Annotated in this window: 14 protein-coding genes and 3 rRNA genes; 13 read left to right on the top strand and 4 right to left on the bottom strand. The window is 65.8% G+C overall.

Annotated features, from left to right (window positions below; translation table 11 throughout):
- Positions 1-106 precede the first annotated feature (106 nt).
- The 3 genes from SLUN_RS08685 (at position 107) to SLUN_RS08670 (ending at position 2,509) form a co-directional block, all read left to right on the top strand.
- Positions 107-1,252: a GAF domain-containing sensor histidine kinase gene (locus SLUN_RS08685; RefSeq protein ID WP_108147935.1), complete on the top strand. Its 1,146-nt coding sequence runs from the start codon at positions 107-109 to the stop codon at positions 1,250-1,252.
- Complete coding sequence (locus tag SLUN_RS08680) at positions 1,245-1,886, top strand: response regulator (protein WP_108147934.1); 642 nt, start codon at positions 1,245-1,247, stop codon at positions 1,884-1,886. The genes SLUN_RS08685 and SLUN_RS08680 overlap by 8 nt, the downstream gene beginning before the upstream one ends.
- 377 nt (positions 1,887-2,263) lie before the next feature.
- The gene (locus SLUN_RS08670; RefSeq protein ID WP_108147933.1) at positions 2,264-2,509 is read left to right on the top strand and encodes a chaplin; all 246 of its coding nucleotides are present in this window, start codon (positions 2,264-2,266) and stop codon (positions 2,507-2,509) included.
- 126 nt (positions 2,510-2,635) lie between these two features.
- Here SLUN_RS08670 and SLUN_RS08665 read toward each other — a convergent pair whose 3' ends face one another.
- A complete protein-coding gene (locus SLUN_RS08665; RefSeq protein WP_108147932.1) occupies positions 2,636-3,427 on the bottom strand; it encodes an Rv1486c family protein in 792 nt (263 codons plus the stop codon).
- A 134-nt stretch (positions 3,428-3,561) separates the two neighbouring features.
- On the opposite strand from SLUN_RS08665, the gene SLUN_RS08660 reads away from it, so the two are divergent.
- The 4 genes from SLUN_RS08660 to SLUN_RS08645 all read left to right on the top strand — a co-directional run bounded on the left by SLUN_RS08660 (position 3,562) and on the right by SLUN_RS08645 (position 6,763).
- Entirely contained in the window at positions 3,562-4,359 is a 798-nt protein-coding gene (locus tag SLUN_RS08660; protein ID WP_108147931.1) for an ABC transporter ATP-binding protein, read from the top strand.
- A gap of 86 nt (positions 4,360-4,445) precedes the next feature.
- A complete protein-coding gene (locus SLUN_RS08655) occupies positions 4,446-4,874 on the top strand; it encodes an NfeD family protein (RefSeq protein WP_108147930.1) in 429 nt (142 codons plus the stop codon).
- 91 nt (positions 4,875-4,965) lie between these two features.
- Positions 4,966-5,937 carry an SPFH domain-containing protein gene (locus tag SLUN_RS08650; RefSeq protein WP_108147929.1) on the top strand — a complete coding sequence of 324 codons (972 nt, stop codon included), beginning with the start codon at positions 4,966-4,968 and terminating at the stop codon, positions 5,935-5,937.
- 58 nt (positions 5,938-5,995) lie between these two features.
- Complete coding sequence (locus SLUN_RS08645; RefSeq protein ID WP_108154608.1) at positions 5,996-6,763, top strand: sulfite exporter TauE/SafE family protein; 768 nt, start codon at positions 5,996-5,998, stop codon at positions 6,761-6,763.
- Between the two features lie 58 nt (positions 6,764-6,821).
- On the opposite strand, the gene SLUN_RS08640 is transcribed toward SLUN_RS08645, so the two are convergent.
- The 3 genes from SLUN_RS08640 to SLUN_RS08630 form a co-directional block, all read right to left on the bottom strand.
- Positions 6,822-7,331 (bottom strand): HNH endonuclease, encoded by a 510-nt coding sequence (locus SLUN_RS08640; RefSeq protein ID WP_108147928.1) that lies wholly within the window; start codon positions 7,329-7,331, stop codon positions 6,822-6,824.
- A 156-nt stretch (positions 7,332-7,487) separates the two neighbouring features.
- Positions 7,488-8,018, bottom strand: a complete 531-nt coding sequence (locus SLUN_RS08635; protein ID WP_108147927.1) for a YbhB/YbcL family Raf kinase inhibitor-like protein — start codon at positions 8,016-8,018, stop codon at positions 7,488-7,490.
- A 54-nt stretch (positions 8,019-8,072) separates the two neighbouring features.
- Positions 8,073-8,855: a sporulation protein gene (locus SLUN_RS08630; protein ID WP_108147926.1), complete on the bottom strand. Its 783-nt coding sequence runs from the start codon at positions 8,853-8,855 to the stop codon at positions 8,073-8,075.
- Between the two features lie 74 nt (positions 8,856-8,929).
- Here SLUN_RS08630 and SLUN_RS08625 point away from each other — a divergent pair, with 74 nt between their 5' ends.
- The 6 genes from SLUN_RS08625 (at position 8,930) to SLUN_RS08600 (ending at position 17,743) form a co-directional block, all read left to right on the top strand.
- Entirely contained in the window at positions 8,930-9,571 is a 642-nt protein-coding gene (locus SLUN_RS08625) for a DNA-3-methyladenine glycosylase (RefSeq protein ID WP_108147925.1), read from the top strand.
- Positions 9,572-10,102: 531 nt separating this feature from the next.
- Positions 10,103-11,617 (top strand): 16S ribosomal RNA (locus SLUN_RS08615).
- Between the two features lie 304 nt (positions 11,618-11,921).
- Positions 11,922-15,037 (top strand): 23S ribosomal RNA (locus tag SLUN_RS08610).
- Between the two features lie 108 nt (positions 15,038-15,145).
- Positions 15,146-15,262: ribosomal RNA gene (rrf, locus tag SLUN_RS08605) — 5S ribosomal RNA — on the top strand.
- The 16S, 23S and 5S rRNA genes sit together here, the layout of an rRNA operon.
- A 193-nt stretch (positions 15,263-15,455) precedes the next feature.
- Entirely contained in the window at positions 15,456-17,021 is a 1,566-nt protein-coding gene (locus SLUN_RS41025) for a hypothetical protein (RefSeq protein WP_306610683.1), read from the top strand.
- Complete coding sequence (locus SLUN_RS08600) at positions 17,006-17,743, top strand: tetratricopeptide repeat protein (RefSeq protein WP_306610682.1); 738 nt, start codon at positions 17,006-17,008, stop codon at positions 17,741-17,743. The genes SLUN_RS41025 and SLUN_RS08600 overlap by 16 nt, the downstream gene beginning before the upstream one ends.
- Positions 17,744-17,804 lie beyond the last annotated feature (61 nt).

Genomic DNA, 17,804 nt, shown 5'->3' with positions numbered 1-17,804 from the left:
GCGCGGGGACCCACCGGTAAGGGATTTCGACCTACGCCCTGAGCCCTGGGCGGGTGCCGTCCCTGGCCCGATACGGACTGTCACAACCCGCCGGTACGGTGAGTTCATGAGTCATCGACCCAGCTCCGGCCTCGCCGCCGTGAGCACCGCGCTCCTCGCGATGAGCAGGCATCTCGAGGTGCGCGACGTGCTGAAGACGATCGTCGCCTCGGCGCGCGAGCTCCTCGACGCCGAGTACGCGGCGCTGGGCGTGCCCGACGACCACGGCGGCTTCGCCCAGTTCGTCGTCGACGGCGTCAGCGACGCGCAGTGGAAGGCGATCGGTCCCCTCCCGCGGCAGCACGGCATCCTCGCCTCGATGCTCCGCGACGCGAAGGTGGAGCGACTCGCGGATGTCCGCGAGGACTCTCGCTTCGAGGGCTGGCCGTCCGCCCACCCCGACATGTCCGACTTCCTCGGCCTGCCGGTCAAGGACGGCGACGAGGTCATCGGCGCGCTCTTCCTCGCCAACAAGAGGTGCCCCAAGCCGGACGGCGGCTGCGGCTTCACCGCGGAGGACGAGGAACTGCTCTCCATCCTCGCCCAGCACGCCGCGATAGCCCTGACCAACGCCCGGCTGTACGAGCGCAGCCGCGAGCTCACCATCGCCGAGGAGCGCTCCCGCCTCGCCCATGAACTGCACGACGCGGTGAGCCAGAAGCTCTTCTCGCTCCGGCTGACCGCGCAGGCCGCGGCCGCCCTGGTGGACCGCGACCCGGCCCGCGCCAAGGGCGAGCTCCAGCAGGTCGCGGGGCTCGCCGCCGAGGCAGCGGACGAACTGCGCGCCGCCGTCGTCGAGTTGCGCCCCGCGGCCCTCGACGAGGACGGCCTGGTCAACACACTCCGTACGCACATCCAGGTCCTCGACCGCGCGCACAGTGCCAAGGTCACCTTCGACGCCTCCGGCATCCGCGCCCTGCCGGCAGCGCAGGAGGAGGCCCTGCTCCGCGTCGCCCAGGAGGCCCTGCACAACGCGCTGCGGCACTCCGGCGCCGACCAGGTCGATGTGGTCCTGGCCCGCCGTGGCCAGGGCGCGGTCCTCGGCGTCACCGACAACGGCAAGGGATTCGAGCCGAGGACGGTCCGCCGGGCCGGCCGGCATCTGGGACTCGTCTCGATGCGGGACCGGGCGAGCGGGGTCGGTGGAAGGCTCACCGTGGATTCCGCGCCGGGCAAAGGCACCACGATCGAGATGGAGGTCCCCGGTGGCTGACAATATTCGGGTCCTGCTGGTCGACGACCACCAGGTGGTCCGCCGAGGCCTGCGTACGTTCCTGGAGATCCAGGACGACATCGAGGTCGTCGGCGAGGCCGCGGACGGCGCCGAGGGGGTGGCCCGCGCCGAGGAGCTGAAGCCGGACGTCGTCCTCATGGATATCAAGATGCCCGGCATGGACGGCATCGAGGCGCTCCGCAAGCTCCGCGAACTCGCCAACCCCGCCAAGGTGTTGATCGTCACCAGCTTCACCGAGCAGCGCACGGTCGTCCCCGCCCTGCGCGCGGGCGCCTCGGGCTACGTCTACAAGGACGTCGACCCGGAGGCACTGGCCGGCGCCATCCGCTCGGTACACGCGGGCCATGTCCTGCTCCAGCCGGAGGTCGCGGGCGCGCTCCTCTCCCAGGACGACCCGGGCAGCGGCACGGGCCGCGGCAGCACCCTGACCGAGCGCGAAAGGGAGGTGCTCGGCCTGATCTCCGACGGTCGCTCCAACCGCGAGATCGCCCGGGCGCTCGTCCTGTCCGAGAAGACCGTCAAGACACACGTCTCGAACATCCTGATGAAGCTGGACCTGGCGGATCGCACCCAGGCGGCGCTGTGGGCCGTCAGACACGGCATGGCGGGCTAGGGCCTCTCGTTTGGATCTTGCCGGGCTCGCGTGCCCTGGCACGCACGCTCGCCGCGTTGTCGTCGGTCGGCATGGCTCCGCCATGCCTCCCTCCTCCGCCTTGCGATCGCACGCACCGCAGTGACATCAGCCGCTCCGCGGCGGGCCGCTCACTCATCCGGCCTGATCCAAACGAAAGACCCTAAGCGGCCCCGGGGAAGTCCGGGCGGCGTCGCGGGCCGATGGCTGACACCCCCTAACCGGACCGTCGCCTTCCGAACCGAGATTCATACTGTCGGGTGTATGTCACCCGTCCAGCGCATCCTGATCGACTCCGCGCCGTTCTCCATGGAGTGCTGCGGCGGTTGGCCGCAGCGAATGCTCAGGAGGATTTCGAAGTGAAGAACCTGAAGAAGGCCGCAGCCCTCACCATGGTCGCCGGTAGCCTCGTCGCCGCCGGTGCGGGTGTGGCGTCCGCCACCACGGGTGCGCACGCCGATGGCACGGCCGTCAACTCCCCGGGCGTTGCCTCCGGCAACCTGGTCCAGGTCCCGGTCCACGTCCCGGTGAACGCCGTCGGCAACACCGTCAACGTGATCGGCGCGCTGAACCCGGCGTTCGGGAACGACGGCTTCAACGGCTGACCGGTTCCCACGACCGAACGGTGACCCCCCGGCCCCCAGGCACCACCTGGGGGCCGGTCCCTTGCGGGGACCGGTCATGTGGTCGGCGTGGGCCGGGTGGCACCGGGCCCCCGAACCCGAGCGCCGTCAGCGCGCTCCCCGCTCCCTCTCCTCCACGTACGCGTTGTACGCCGCCACCTGCGCCCGTCTCGCCACCCGTTCCACCGGCCGCAGCGCCTCCCCCCGCGCCGCCATCTCCGACGCGCTCACCGCCCCGCCGTGCCCGTTCTCGTACGCCACCGAGATCAGCAGCCCGACCCGCTGCGCCAGCTCCAACACCCGTACCGCGCGCGGCGGATACCCCGGAGCCAGTACCTCGCCGGCGCCCCGTGACGCCCGCGCCCGGTACGCGTCGATCGCCGCCTCCGCCACCGGACCCGACGCCGCCACATCCAGCCGCGACATCACCTCCGTCGCCTCCCGCAACGCCTCCGCCAGCTCCCGCTCCGCCTCTCCGAGCGAGGGCACGTCCGCGGGCGGCGCATCCCGCACCGGCAGGCAGTGCCAGACGACCTCCGTGTGCACATCTCCCGCGGGCCCGGCCTCGTACACCTCGGGCACCAGGCCGTATGCCGCTCCCGAAGCGACCACGGCCTCCTCCGCGTCGAGCGCCCGCGCGTTGAAGTCCGGCGGCCCGCTGAGTCCCAGCGGATGACCCGGCGCCGGCAGCGCGACCCGGTACCCGGTCACCCCGAGCACCCGCAGGCGACCCAGCGCCAGCGTCAGCCCGACCGGGCCCGCCTCGCCCGGCAACCCCTCCACTCGGTGCACCGCGTCGTCGCCGACGATCGCGAGCACCGCGTCATCCGGCGATACAAATCCGGCCAACAGGGCATTTCCCCATGCGGCCAGTCGTCCTGAGCGTGGTTCGGAAAGCATGGACCCAGCCTAGGGACCGGGCCGGGGGGCCGGGCCACCCGACTGGTGGCGTAGGTTTTCCCTGGGAGCTGTGCCCACAGGTGCACAAAGGCCCCCAATACCTCAAGACGATTGCATGGGGAGACAACGCGCTCATGAGCGATGTACTGGAGCTGGTGGACGTATCCGTGGTCCGCGACGGACGCGCTCTGGTGGACGACGTCTCCTGGTCGGTCAAGGAGGGTGAGCGCTGGGTGATCCTCGGCCCCAACGGCGCCGGCAAGACCACCCTCCTCAACATCGCCTCCAGCTACCTCTTCCCGACCTCCGGTACCGCGAAGATCCTGGGCGAGCGCCTCGGCACCGCCGGTGTCGATGTATTCGAACTCCGCCCCCGCATCGGCATGGCCGGCGTCGCCATGGCCGAGAAGCTCCCCAAGCGCCAGACCGTGCTGCAGACGGTGCTCACCGCCGCATACGGCATGACCGCCACGTGGCACGAGGACTACGACGCCGTCGACGATGAGCGCGCCCGCGCCTTCCTCGACCGCCTCGGCATGACCGACTACCTGGACCGCAAGTTCGGCACCCTCTCCGAGGGCGAGCGCAAGCGCACCCTGATCGCCCGCGCGATGATGACCGACCCCGAGCTGCTGCTCCTCGACGAGCCGGCGGCCGGCCTCGACCTCGGCGGCCGTGAGGACCTCGTCCGCCGCCTCGGCCGCCTCGCCCGCGACCCGTACGCCCCCTCCATGATCATGGTGACGCACCACGTCGAGGAGATCGCCCCCGGCTTCACCCATGTGCTGATGATCCGTCAGGGCAAGGTGCTGGCCGCCGGTCCGATGGAGACCGAGCTGACCTCACGCAACCTCTCGCTCTGCTTCGGCCTCCCGCTCGTCGTCGAGCAGAGCAGCGAGCGCTGGACCGCGCAGGGCCTCCCGCTCGGCTGACACGCGCACGAAACCCGCACACCGGGACTGTTCCACCTGATCGCGACCCCTGTCCCCACTGCGACCGGCGGACCTACCATGAGCATGTGGAAATCGACGCATGGGTGTGGTGGCTGATCGGCGCGGTCGGACTGGGCATTCCGCTTGTCCTGACCGCGATGCCCGAGTTCGGAATGTTCTCCGCAGGAGCGGTGGCCGGGGCCGTCGTCGCGGCGCTCGGCGGCGGCACGGTGGCACAGGTGCTCGTCTTCGTCGCGGTCTCCGTCGCACTCATCGCGGTCGTACGCCCCATCGCGAGCCGACACAGAGCCCAGAGCCCCCAATTCGCCAGCGGGATCGACGCGCTGAAGGGCCGTCAGGCCGTCGTCCTGGAGCGGGTCGACGGCAGCGGCGGCCGGATCAAACTCGCCGGCGAGATCTGGTCCGCGCGCGCACTCGACGCGGACATGTCCTTCGAGGCCGGCCAGCAGGTCGACGTCGTGGAGATCGACGGCGCAACCGCCGTTGTCATGTGACCCAACCAGGCCGAACACCCCACACACCAGCCCGTGTTCTGGGAAACTCGATCATCAGATTCATCCGGCAGCGAAGGGCCAAGGGAACGCGATGCAACCGATCATCATCGTCCTGATCATTCTGGTGGTGCTGGTCTTCATCGCCCTGATCAAGACGATCCAGGTCATCCCACAGGCCAGTGCCGCCATCGTCGAACGTTTCGGGCGCTACACCCGCACCCTCAACGCCGGCCTGAACATCGTCGTCCCGTTCATCGACTCGATCCGCAACCGCATCGACCTCCGTGAACAGGTCGTCCCCTTCCCGCCCCAGCCGGTGATCACCCAGGACAACCTGGTGGTCAACATCGACACCGTCATCTACTACCAGGTGACCGACGCCCGCGCCGCGACGTACGAAGTCGCGAGCTACATCCAGGCGATCGAGCAGCTCACCGTCACCACCCTGCGAAACATCATCGGTGGCATGGACCTCGAGCGGACCCTGACCTCCCGCGAGGAGATCAACGCCGCGCTGCGCGGTGTCCTCGACGAGGCCACCGGCAAGTGGGGCATCCGCGTCAACCGCGTCGAGCTCAAGGCGATCGAACCGCCCACCTCCATCCAGGACTCGATGGAGAAGCAGATGCGCGCCGACCGTGACAAGCGCGCCGCGATCCTCACCGCCGAAGGCATCCGGCAGTCCGCGATTCTCACCGCGGAGGGCGAGAAGCAGTCCTCGATCCTGCGCGCCGAGGGTGAGGCCAAGGCGGCCGCCCTGCGCGCCGAGGGCGAGGCCCAGGCGATCCGTACGGTCTTCGAGTCCATCCACGCCGGAGACGCCGACGAGAAGCTCCTCGCCTACCAGTACCTCCAGATGCTCCCGAAGATCGCCGAGGGCGACGCCAACAAGCTCTGGATCGTGCCCAGCGAGATCGGCGACGCGCTCAAGGGACTGAGCGGTGCCATGGGCAACATGGGCCCGATGGGCGGTATGCGCGGCGGCTCCGGATCCGGCTCCGGTTCCGGCAAGTCCGGCGGTGGCAACGGCACGGAGCGCCGCGAACAGCCCCCCATCGACTGACCCAGCCGCCTCTGAGGCATGATCGGTGCATCCGGCACCGATCATCGAGAGGCACAGCGTGACCATCTGGGAGATGCTCGCCGTCTTCGCCGCGGGCATCAGCGCCGGCACGATCAACACCATCGTCGGATCGGGGACGTTGATCACCTTCCCGGTGCTCCTCGCCACGGGCCTGCCCCCGGTCACCGCCACCGTCTCCAACGCCCTCGGCCTGATCCCCGGTTCGGTCAGCGGAGCCATCGGCTACCGCGCCGAACTCACCGGGCAGCGCAGCCGCGTCCTGCGCCTGAGCATCGCCGCCGCGATCGGCGGCATCAGCGGAGCCGTACTGCTCCTGATGCTTCCCCCGAGGGCCTTCGAGACGATCGTGCCCGTACTGGTCGCGCTCGCCCTCGTCCTGGTGATCCTCCAGCCGCGCATCTCCAAAGCTGTCCAGCGCCGCCGCGAACAGAACGGCACCCACGCCCACCCCGACGGCGGCCCGCTGCTGTTCATCGGACTGCTCCTCGCCAGCGTCTACGGCGGCTACTTCACCGCCGCCCAGGGGATCATCTACGTCGCCCTCATGGGCATGCTGATCGACGACACCCTGCAGCGCCTCAACGCCGCCAAGAACGTCCTCGCCGCCGTCGTCAACAGCGTCGCCGCGCTCTTCTTCCTCTTCGTCGCGGACTTCGACTGGACGGCGGTCGTGCTGCTCGCGGTCGGCTCCGCCATCGGCGGCCAGTTCGGCGCCAAGGTCGGCCGCCGCCTCCCCCCGACGGCACTGCGCGGCCTGATCGTGGTGGTCGGCACCGTCGCCATCGTCCAGCTGCTGCTGCGCTGACCGCCCGCGACGCACGAGAGCCCGCCCTCGTACGAAGGCGGGCTCTCCCACAGAAGACCTACGCGGCAGGCTGCGCCGCCAGCCACCGCGGCAGCTCCGACCGCTCACCGGCCCGCATCCCCAGCAGCATCGCATCGGCAGGCGACGGCACGAACGGCGCGTGCAGCAGCGGCATCCCCGCCTGCTCCGGCGTACGGTCAGCCTTGCGGTGGTTGTCCTCGGCGCACGACGCCACCGTATTCAGCCAGCTGTCCGCACCACCGCGCGACCGCGGCACCACATGGTCCACGGTCGTGGCACGCCTACCGCAGTACGCGCACCGGTGCTGGTCCCTGACCAGCACACCCCGCCTCGACCACGGCGCCTGTCTTCGGAAAGGCACCCGGACATAGCGGCAGAGCCTGATCACCCGGGGCACCGGAAGATCGACTGCGGCCGCGCGCATACGGAGTCCGGGGTGGGCGTGCTCCACGACGGCCTTGTCCTGCAGGACCAGCACCACCGCACGATTGAGGGTCACTGTCGACAGCGGCTCGAAGCTCGCATTCAGTACCAGCGTGTCACGCATCTCGCCCACCTCCCGTTCGCCGGCCCAGCCCTGTTGCGGGCCTGGGGCTTGGATCAACTTTGGCCGGGCGCGCCGAGATGGACAACGCAATAAAAGATGCCCTGCCCTGATCTCTCCAAGACCAGGGCAGGGCAAACAACAAACGAACGGTCAGCTCTACGAGGGACCCTCGTACTCAGCGATGAGCTGCGCACGGGCCAGCGTGTGGAAGCGCAGATTGAAGCCCACGACCGCGGGCGAGACATCCGCGTCCGGCCCGAGCCTCTCGCTGTCCACCGCGTACACGGTGAAGACATAGCGGTGGTTCTCACCGGCCGGCGGAGCGGCGCCGCCGAAGTCCTTCGACCCGTAGTCGTTACGGACCTGAACGGCGCCCTCGGGCAGCCCCTCGAACTTCCCGCTGCCCGCACCCGCCGGCAGCTCCGCGACCGACGCCGGGATGTCGAAGAGCACCCAGTGCCAGAACCCGCTGCCGGTCGGCGCGTCCGGATCGAAGCACGTCACGGCGAAGCTCTTGGTCTCCGCCGGGAAACCTTCCCACCGCAGCTGCGGCGAGGTGTTGCCCGCCGCGTGGACCTGGGCGTCCTTCAGCACCGACCCCGGCTCGATGTCATCGCTCACCACCGTGAACGACGGCACCGCCGGATGAAAGTCGTGCGGAAGCGGCGCCCTCTTGAGCTCGGTCACGTCTGAACCTCCGGTTTCGGCTGTTCTCCTGCCAACCTGCTGCCGCATCCGAGCCTAGAGCCAGTTACGACGCCCACCGACATCGGCGAGCCACTGGTTGAGGTATGCCGCCCAGTCGGTCGACTGGAAGTCGTGGTGACCGACCCGGAAGGCCTTGTACGAGTCACTGCTCTCGCTGAACAGCCCCGGCTTCTTGTCCATCTCCAGGATGACGTCCATCTCGCGGTCGTCCGCGACGAACGTGAGCTCGATCTGGTTCAGCCCGCGGTACTGCTGCGGCGGGAAGAACTCGATCTCCTGGTAGAACGGCAGCCGCTGACGGGTGCCGCGGATTTGCCCGCGCTCCATGTCCGCGCTCTTGAAGCGGAAGCCAAGCTGGATGAAGGCATCCAGGATCGCCTGCTGCGCCGGCAGCGGATGCACGTTGATCGGGTCCAGGTCGCCCGAGTCCAGGGCCCGCGCGATCTCCAGCTCGGTGGTCACACCGATGTTCATCCCGCGCAGCTGCTGCCCGGCGATGCTGGTGACCGGGGTCTCCCACGGAATCTCGAGCCCGAACGGCACCACATGCGTGGCCCCGGCCTTCACCTGGAAGGCGCCACCGAGCCGCTGCTTGGTGAACTCGATGTCCTGCTTGACCTCCTGGTCACCGCCCTCGACCTCGACCCGCGCCTGCAGACCGACGGAGAGCCCCTCGATCAACTGGTCAACCGAGCCGCCCTGAATACGTACCTCGCCCTGGACGACACCGCCAGGTACGACGTTCGCCTCGGTCAGCTCCGTCTCCACGGAAGCACCGCCGGCGCCCATGCTGGCAAGCAGCCTCTTGAAGCCCATGTCCACTCCTCCTTGGTCCTGACCTCTACATACGCGCGACGACCGTAGTCGGTTCCCGGGTACGCTCGTACGCCATGATCGAGAGGCCCGACCGTACGCCGCTGCCCCGGGGCTTTTTCGACCGCCCTGTACTGGACGTGGCCCCCGAGCTCCTTGGCTGCACACTGGCACGTCTCACCGGCGACGGCCCCATCGAGTTGCGGCTCACTGAAGTAGAGGCGTACGCGGGCGAACTCGACCCCGGCTCCCATGCCTACCGCGGCCGAACCCCGCGTAACGACGTCATGTTCGGCCCGCCCGGTCACGCGTACGTCTACTTCACCTACGGCATGTGGCACTGCCTGAACGTGGTGTGCGGCCCGGAAGGCAGGGCGAGCGGCATCCTGCTGCGCGCCGGGGAGATCCAGATCGGCGCCGATCTCGCACGTAAACGTCGATTCTCGGCCCGTCATGACAGAGAACTGGCCAAAGGCCCCGCCCGCCTGGCCACGGCCCTCGATGTCGACCGTGCCCTGAACGGCACCGACCTCTGCGCCGACGCCACCGCCCCACTGTCTCTGCTGCCCGGTACCCCGCCCCGCCCTGACCAGGTGCGCAACGGCCCGCGTACGGGAGTGGGCGGCGGGGGAGCCCACCAGCCCTGGCGCTTCTGGATCGACAGCGACCCCACGGTCAGCCCCTACCGGGCCCATGTACCGCGCCGCAGGGCAACTTGACTCGGCTTCCCGGGACGCCTAACGTGGCCCGAGCCGCTTGAAACGGGCCCTGCTGTTCAGCAACCCGAAGTGGCCATCCACTACTCACGACGAACCCAATCGGGTGCGATTTCGGCATGCCGAAATTCAAGCCCACTGACTCGATTATGAGTCACCCTGGGAATCGGCTAAAGTAGTGAACACGCCGAAAGGCGAAAGGCTCCCAACGGCCACTGGATTTGAATTCCTCACCGGAAACGGAACGGAAAAAGAATCTGGTAAGGTTGGAAACACGAAGGGAAGCGCCCGGAGGAAAGCCCGAGAGGGTGAGTACGAAGGAAGCGTCCGTTCCTTGAGAACTCAACAGCGTGCCAAAAGTCAACGCCAGATTGACAACCCCGGCCCACTTCGGTGGGTTGAGGTTCCTTTGAAAGTCCTACTGGCCCTTGTGGTGGGTAGGCAATGACACAGCGAGGACGCTGTGAACGGTCGCTCTTATTCCGAGTCGACTGTTCCGCTCTAAGTGGTGTTCATCCCGATTACGGGAAAACATTCATGGAGAGTTTGATCCTGGCTCAGGACGAACGCTGGCGGCGTGCTTAACACATGCAAGTCGAACGATGAAGCCCTTCGGGGTGGATTAGTGGCGAACGGGTGAGTAACACGTGGGCAATCTGCCTTCACTCTGGGACAAGCCCTGGAAACGGGTCTACCGGATAATACTTCTTCCCGCATGGGAAGAGGTTGAAAGCTCCGGCGGTGAAGGATGAGCCCGCGGCCTATCAGCTTGTTGGTGGGGTGATGGCCCACCAAGGCGACGACGGGTAGCCGGCCTGAGAGGGCGACCGGCCACACTGGGACTGAGACACGGCCCAGACTCCTACGGAGGCAGCAGGGAATATTGCACAATGGGCGAAAGCCTGATGCAGCGACGCCGCGTGAGGGATGACGGCCTTCGGGTTGTAAACCTCTTTCAGCAGGGAAGAAGCGAAAGTGACGGTACCTGCAGAAGAAGCGCCGGCTAACTACGTGCCAGCAGCCGCGGTAATACGTAGGGCGCAAGCGTTGTCCGGAATTATTGGGCGTAAAGAGCTCGTAGGCGGCTTGTCACGTCGGATGTGAAAGCCCGGGGCTTAACCCCGGGTCTGCATTCGATACGGGCTAGCTAGAGTGTGGTAGGGGAGATCGGAATTCCTGGTGTAGCGGTGAAATGCGCAGATATCAGGAGGAACACCGGTGGCGAAGGCGGATCTCTGGGCCATTACTGACGCTGAGGAGCGAAAGCGTGGGGAGCGAACAGGATTAGATACCCTGGTAGTCCACGCCGTAAACGTTGGGAACTAGGTGTTGGCGACATTCCACGTCGTCGGTGCCGCAGCTAACGCATTAAGTTCCCCGCCTGGGGAGTACGGCCGCAAGGCTAAAACTCAAAGGAATTGACGGGGGCCCGCACAAGCAGCGGAGCATGTGGCTTAATCTGACGCAACGCGAAGAACCTTACCAAGGCTTGACATATACCGGAAAGCATCAGAGATGGTGCCCCCCTTGTGGTCGGTATACAGGTGGTGCATGGCTGTCGTCAGCTCGTGTCGTGAGATGTTGGGTTAAGTCCCGCAACGAGCGCAACCCTTGTTCTGTGTTGCCAGCATGCCCTTCGGGGTGATGGGGACTCACAGGAGACTGCCGGGTCAACTCGGAGGAAGGTGGGGACGACGTCAAGTCATCATGCCCTTATGTCTTGGGCTGCACACGTGCTACAATGGCCGGTACAATGAGCTGCGATGCCGTGAGGCGGAGCGAATCTCAAAAAGCCGGTCTCAGTTCGGATTGGGGTCTGCAACTCGACCCCATGAAGTCGGAGTTGCTAGTAATCGCAGATCAGCATTGCTGCGGTGAATACGTTCCCGGGCCTTGTACACACCGCCCGTCACGTCACGAAAGTCGGTAACACCCGAAGCCGGTGGCCCAACCCCTTGTGGGAGGGAGCTGTCGAAGGTGGGACTGGCGATTGGGACGAAGTCGTAACAAGGTAGCCGTACCGGAAGGTGCGGCTGGATCACCTCCTTTCTAAGGAGCACTTCTTACCGAGCCTGCTCGGTCAGAGGCCAGAACACCGGCGAATGTCCGGTGCTGGTTGCTCATGGGTGGAACGTTGACTATTCGGCACGTTTGGTTTGGGACTGTCAGTACTGCTTCGGCGTGGAACACAGGATCTGGATTGGACGTGCCGGGCGCGCTGTTGGGTATCTGAGGGTGCGGACTGAAAAGTCTGAACCTTCGCGATGCCGGCCCCAGTGAACTCGCCTGTGAGGGCGGGGTGATGGGTGGCTGGTCGTTGCTTGAGAACTGCACAGTGGACGCGAGCATCTGTGGCCAAGTTTTTAAGGGCGCACGGTGGATGCCTTGGCACCAGGAACCGATGAAGGACGTGGGAGGCCACGATAGTCCCCGGGGAGCCGTCAACCAGGCTTTGATCCGGGGTTTGAATGGGAAACCGGCAGTCGTCATGGGCTGTCACCGCTGCTGAACACATAGGCAGTGTGGAGGGAACGAGGGGAAGTGAAACATCTCAGTACCCTCAGGAAGAGAAAACAACCGTGATTCCGGGAGTAGTGGCGAGCGAAACCGGATGAGGCCAAACCGTATGCGTGTGATACCCGGCAGGGGTTGCGCATACGGGGTTGTGGGATTGCACTTCAACAGTCTGCCGGCTGTTGGGCAAGTCAGAAACCGTTGATGTAGGCGAAGGACATGCGAAAGGTCCGGCGTAGAGGGTAAGACCCCCGTAGCTGAAATTCATACGGCTCGTTTAAGAGACACCCAAGTAGCACGGGGCCCGAGAAATCCCGTGTGAATCTGGCGGGACCACCCGTTAAGCCTAAATATTCCCTGGTGACCGATAGCGGATAGTACCGTGAGGGAATGGTGAAAAGTACCGCGGGAGCGGAGTGAAATAGTACCTGAAACCGTGTGCCTACAAGCCGTGGGAGCGTCGCTCATTGAGTTTACTCAATGGGTCGTGACTGCGTGCCTTTTGAAGAATGAGCCTGCGAGTTAGCGGTGTGTAGCGAGGTTAACCCGTGTGGGGAAGCCGTAGCGAAAGCGAGTCCGAACAGGGCGATTGAGTTGCACGCTCTAGACCCGAAGCGGAGTGATCTAGCCATGGGCAGGTTGAAGCGGAGGTAAGACTTCGTGGAGGACCGAACCCACCAGGGTTGAAAACCTGGGGGATGACCTGTGGTTAGGGGTGAAAGGCCAATCAAACTCCGTGATAGCTGGTTCTCCCCGAAATGCATTTAGGTGCAGCGTCGTGTGTTTCTTGCCGGAGGTAGAGCACTGGATAGGCGATGGGCCCTACCGGGTTACTGACCTTAGCCAAACTCCGAATGCCGGTAAGTGAGAGCACGGCAGTGAGACTGTGGGGGATAAGCTCCATGGTCGAGAGGGAAACAGCCCAGAGCATCGACTAAGGCCCCTAAGCGTACGCTAAGTGGGAAAGGATGTGGAGTCGCAGAGACAACCAGGAGGTTGGCTTAGAAGCAGCCACCCTTGAAAGAGTGCGTAATAGCTCACTGGTCAAGTGATTCCGCGCCGACAATGTAGCGGGGCTCAAGCGTACCGCCGAAGTCGTGTCATTTCAGCATATAGGGCCAACGCCCGCTGGGATGGGTAGGGAGCGTCGTGCCGGGTGAAGCCGCGCCGGAAGGCAGTGGTGGACGGTACACGAGTGAGAATGCAGGCATGAGTAGCGATACACACGTGAGAAACGTGTGCGCCGATTGACTAAGGGTTCCTGGGTCAAGCTGATCTGCCCAGGGTAAGTCGGGACCTAAGGCGAGGCCGACAGGCGTAGTCGATGGACAACCGGTTGATATTCCGGTACCCGCTTTGAAACGCCCAATACTGAATCCTCTAATGCTAAGGCCGTGAAGCCGCCCTGATCTCTTCGGAGTTGAGGGGAGTGGTGGAGCCGCCGGCCCAAGGTGGTAGTAGGTAAGCGATGGGGTGACGCAGGAAGGTAGTCCAGCCCGGGCGGTGGTTGTCCCGGGGTAAGGGTGTAGGCCGTGTGGCAGGTAAATCCGTCACACATTAAGGCTGAGACCTGATGCCGAGCCGATTGTGGTGAAGTGGATGATCCTATGCTGTCGAGAAAAGCCTCTAGCGAGTTTCATGGCGGCCCGTACCCTAAACCGACTCAGGTGGTCAGGTAGAGAATACCGAGGCGTTCGGGTGAACTATGGTTAAGGAACTCGGCAAAATGCCCCCGTAACTTCGGGAGAAGGGGGGCCATCACTGGTGAGAGGACTTGCTCCTTGAGCTGGGGGTGGCCGCAGAGACCAGCGAGAAGCGACTGTTTACTAAAAACACAGGTCCGTGCGAAGCCGTAAGGCGATGTATACGGACTGACGCCTGCCCGGTGCTGGAACGTTAAGGGGACCGGTTAGTGCGCTTTCGGGCGTGCGAAGCTGAGAACTTAAGCGCCAGTAAACGGCGGTGGTAACTATAACCATCCTAAGGTAGCGAAATTCCTTGTCGGGTAAGTTCCGACCTGCACGAATGGCGTAACGACTTCTCGACTGTCTCAACCATAGGCCCGGTGAAATTGCACTACGAGTAAAGATGCTCGTTTCGCGCAGCAGGACGGAAAGACCCCGGGACCTTTACTACAGTTTGATATTGGTGTTCGGTTCGGCTTGTGTAGGATAGGTGGGAGACTTTGAAGCGGCCACGCCAGTGGTTGTGGAGTCGCCGTTGAAATACCACTCTGGTCGTGCTGGATGTCTAACCTGGGTCCGTGATCCGGATCAGGGACAGTGTCTGATGGGTAGTTTAACTGGGGCGGTTGCCTCCTAAAGAGTAACGGAGGCGCCCAAAGGTTCCCTCAGCCTGGTTGGCAATCAGGTGTTGAGTGTAAGTGCACAAGGGAGCTTGACTGTGAGACCGACGGGTCGAGCAGGGACGAAAGTCGGGACTAGTGATCCGGCGGTGGCTTGTGGAAGCGCCGTCGCTCAACGGATAAAAGGTACCCCGGGGATAACAGGCTGATCTTCCCCAAGAGTCCATATCGACGGGATGGTTTGGCACCTCGATGTCGGCTCGTCGCATCCTGGGGCTGGAGTCGGTCCCAAGGGTTGGGCTGTTCGCCCATTAAAGCGGTACGCGAGCTGGGTTTAGAACGTCGTGAGACAGTTCGGTCCCTATCCGCTGCGCGCGCAGGAGTCTTGAGAAGGGCTGTCCCTAGTACGAGAGGACCGGGACGGACGAACCTCTGGTGTGCCAGTTGTCCTGCCAAGGGCATGGCTGGTTGGCTACGTTCGGAAAGGATAACCGCTGAAAGCATCTAAGCGGGAAGCCTGCTTCGAGATGAGGACTCCCACCTCCTAGAGAGGGTAAGGCTCCCAGTAGACGACTGGGTTGATAGGCCGGATATGGAAGCACCGCAAGGTGTGGAGTTGACCGGTACTAATAGGCCGAGGGCTTGTCCTCAGTTGCTCGCGTCCACTGTGTTGTTCCCGGGTTGCGAACAGTCGCACCGGTTGAACAGTTTCATCTCTTAATTGAAGAGTGTGCTTGTTCGCTAGAGCCCGATAGGGTTTCGGTGGTCATAGCGTTAGGGAAACGCCCGGTTACATTCCGAACCCGGAAGCTAAGCCTTTCAGCGCCGATGGTACTGCAGGGGGGACCCTGTGGGAGAGTAGGACACCGCCGAACAATCTTTCAAGGACCCTTGGTCCAGCGTTCATGCTGGACCAAGGGTCCTTTTTTGTTTTGCCTATTTTTTCGAAGCGCGTCCGATGGCCGGCTGCGCGAGAATGACTGCAGTACCCGAAGACAGGAGTCACGCCGATGTCCCCCAACTCTCCCGACGACCGTCCGGAGCGCGAGCCGCGTCGTAAGGACGGTGGTGACCGGGGCGGCTTCCGCGGCGGCCGTGACGACCGGGACCGTGGGCCGCGACGTGACGATGACCGTGGTGGAGCCCGCGGGCCGCGACGTGATGACGACCGTGGCGGCCGGCCGAGCTCCGGCGGCGGTGGTTTCCGTCGCGATGACCGTTCCGGCGGTGGCAGCAGTGGCGGTGGCGGCGGCTTCCGTCGCGATGAGCGGCCGAGTGGGCCGCGTCGCGATGATGACCGTGGCGGTCGCCCCAGTGGTGGCGGTGGCTACGGCTCCCGTCCCAGCGGCGGTGGCGGTGGCGGTGGTTTCCGTCGTGACGACCGTTCCGGCGGTGGCAGCAGCGGCGGTGGCGGCGGCTTCCGTCGCGATGAGCGGCCGAGTGGGCCGCGTCGCGATGATGACCGTGGCGGTCGTCCCAGCGGTGGTGGTGGCTACGGCTCCCGTCCCAGCAGCGGTGGCAGCAGTGGCGGTGGGGGCGGCTTCCGTCGCGATGAGCGGCCGAGTGGGCCGCGTCGCGATGACGACCGTGGCGGTCGTCCCAGCAGTGGTGGTGGCTACGGCTCCCGTCCCAGCAGCGGTGGCAGCAGTGGCGGTGGCGGTGGCGGTGGCGGCGGCTTCCGTCGCGATGAGCGGCCGAGTGGGCCGCGTCGCGATGATGACCGTGGCGGTCGTCCCAGCGGTGGTGGTGGCTACGGCTCCCGTCCCAGCAGCGGTGGCAGCAGTGGCGGTGGCGGCGGCTTCCGTCGCGATGAGCGGCCGAGTGGGCCGCGTCGCGATGATGACCGTGGCGGTCGTCCCAGCGGTGGTGGTGGCTACGGCTCCCGTCCCAGCAGCGGTGGCAGCAGTGGCGGTGGCGGCGGCTTCCGTCGCGATGAGCGGCCGAGTGGGCCGCGTCGCGATGACGACCGTGGCGGTCGTCCCAGCAGTGGTGGTGGCGGCTATGGCCCCCGTCGCGATGACGACCGTGGTGGGTACCGCGGGTCTCGTGACGACCGCGGCTCGCGGCCCAGTGGTGGCGGGTACGGCGCACGCCGTGACGATGACCGTGGCGGTCGCCCCAGCAGCGGTGGCAGCAGTGGCGGTGGCTACGGGCGTAGGGATGACCGGCCGAGCGGGCCGCGTCGCGATGATGACCGTGGCGGTCGTCCCAGCGGTGGCGGTGGCTACGGCTCCCGTCCCAGCAGCGGTGGCAGCAGTGGCGGTGGCTACGGGCGTAGGGATGACCGGCCGAGTGGGCCGCGTCGCGATGACGACCGCGGTGGTCGGCCGAGCTCCAGCAGTGGTGGTGGCTACGGGCGTCGCGATGACCGGCCGAGCGGGCCCCGTGGTGACGACCGCGACCGTGGTGGCTTCCGTGGGCCGCGTGACGACCGGCGGGACGACCGCGGCGGCTACGGGCGGCGCGACGACCGCGACCGTGACCGCGGTGAGCGCGAGCCGATCAAGCGGCTGCCGATTCCCGACGACGTCACGGGCGACGAGATCGACAAGGACGTACGGCAGGAGCTCCAGAGCCTGCCGAAGGGTCTTGCCGAGGACGTGGCCAGGAACCTCGTCATGGTCGCCAATCTGATCGACGAGGACCCCGAGCAGGCGTACGCCTACTCCAAGGTGGCGCTGCGGCTCGCCTCCCGTGTCGCTGCCGTGCGCGAGGCCGCCGGCTTCGCCGCGTACGCGACTCAGAAGTACTCCGAGGCACTTGCGGAGTTCCGCGCTGCGAAGCGGATGACCGGGAGCGTCGAACTGTGGCCCGTCATGGCCGACTGCGAGAGAGGGCTCGGGCGGCCCGAGCGGGCGATGGCGATGGCCGGTGAGCCCGAGGTGCAGAAGCTCGACAAGGCCGGCCAGGTCGAGATGCGGCTGGTCGCGGCCGGAGCGCGCAGGGACATGGGGCAGATCGACGCCGCCATCGTGACCCTGCAGAGCCCCGAGCTCGCGTCCAACTCCGTACAGCCCTGGTCCGCGCGGCTGCGTTACGCGTACGCCGACGCACTGCTGTCGGCCGGGCGTGAGGGCGAAGCGCGTGAGTGGTTCGCCAAGGCGCTCGAGGCGGACAAGGACGGGGCGACGGACGCCTCGGACCGGCTCGCCGAGATGGACGGCGTGGAGTTCGTCGACGCCATGGGCGAGGACGAAGTGTCCGACGAGTCCACGGAGTCGGCGGCACCCGCCCAGCAGTCCGACGCTGATGTCGACGAAGACGAAGACGAAGTCGACGAGGACGAGGACGAAGACAATGTCGACGACGACGACGATGCCGACGAGGGCGATGTCGCGGGTGACAAGGGCAAGTAGGCACAGGTAGTTGAAAGGGCGGCACCCGGTTCGGGTGCCGCCCTTTCGTATGTCCGGATCT

Origin of the sequence: Streptomyces lunaelactis (assembly GCF_003054555.1) — a bacterium.
Lineage (GTDB): Bacteria > Actinomycetota > Actinomycetes > Streptomycetales > Streptomycetaceae > Streptomyces > Streptomyces lunaelactis.
This window is presented reverse-complemented; position numbering and strand designations above follow the sequence as displayed.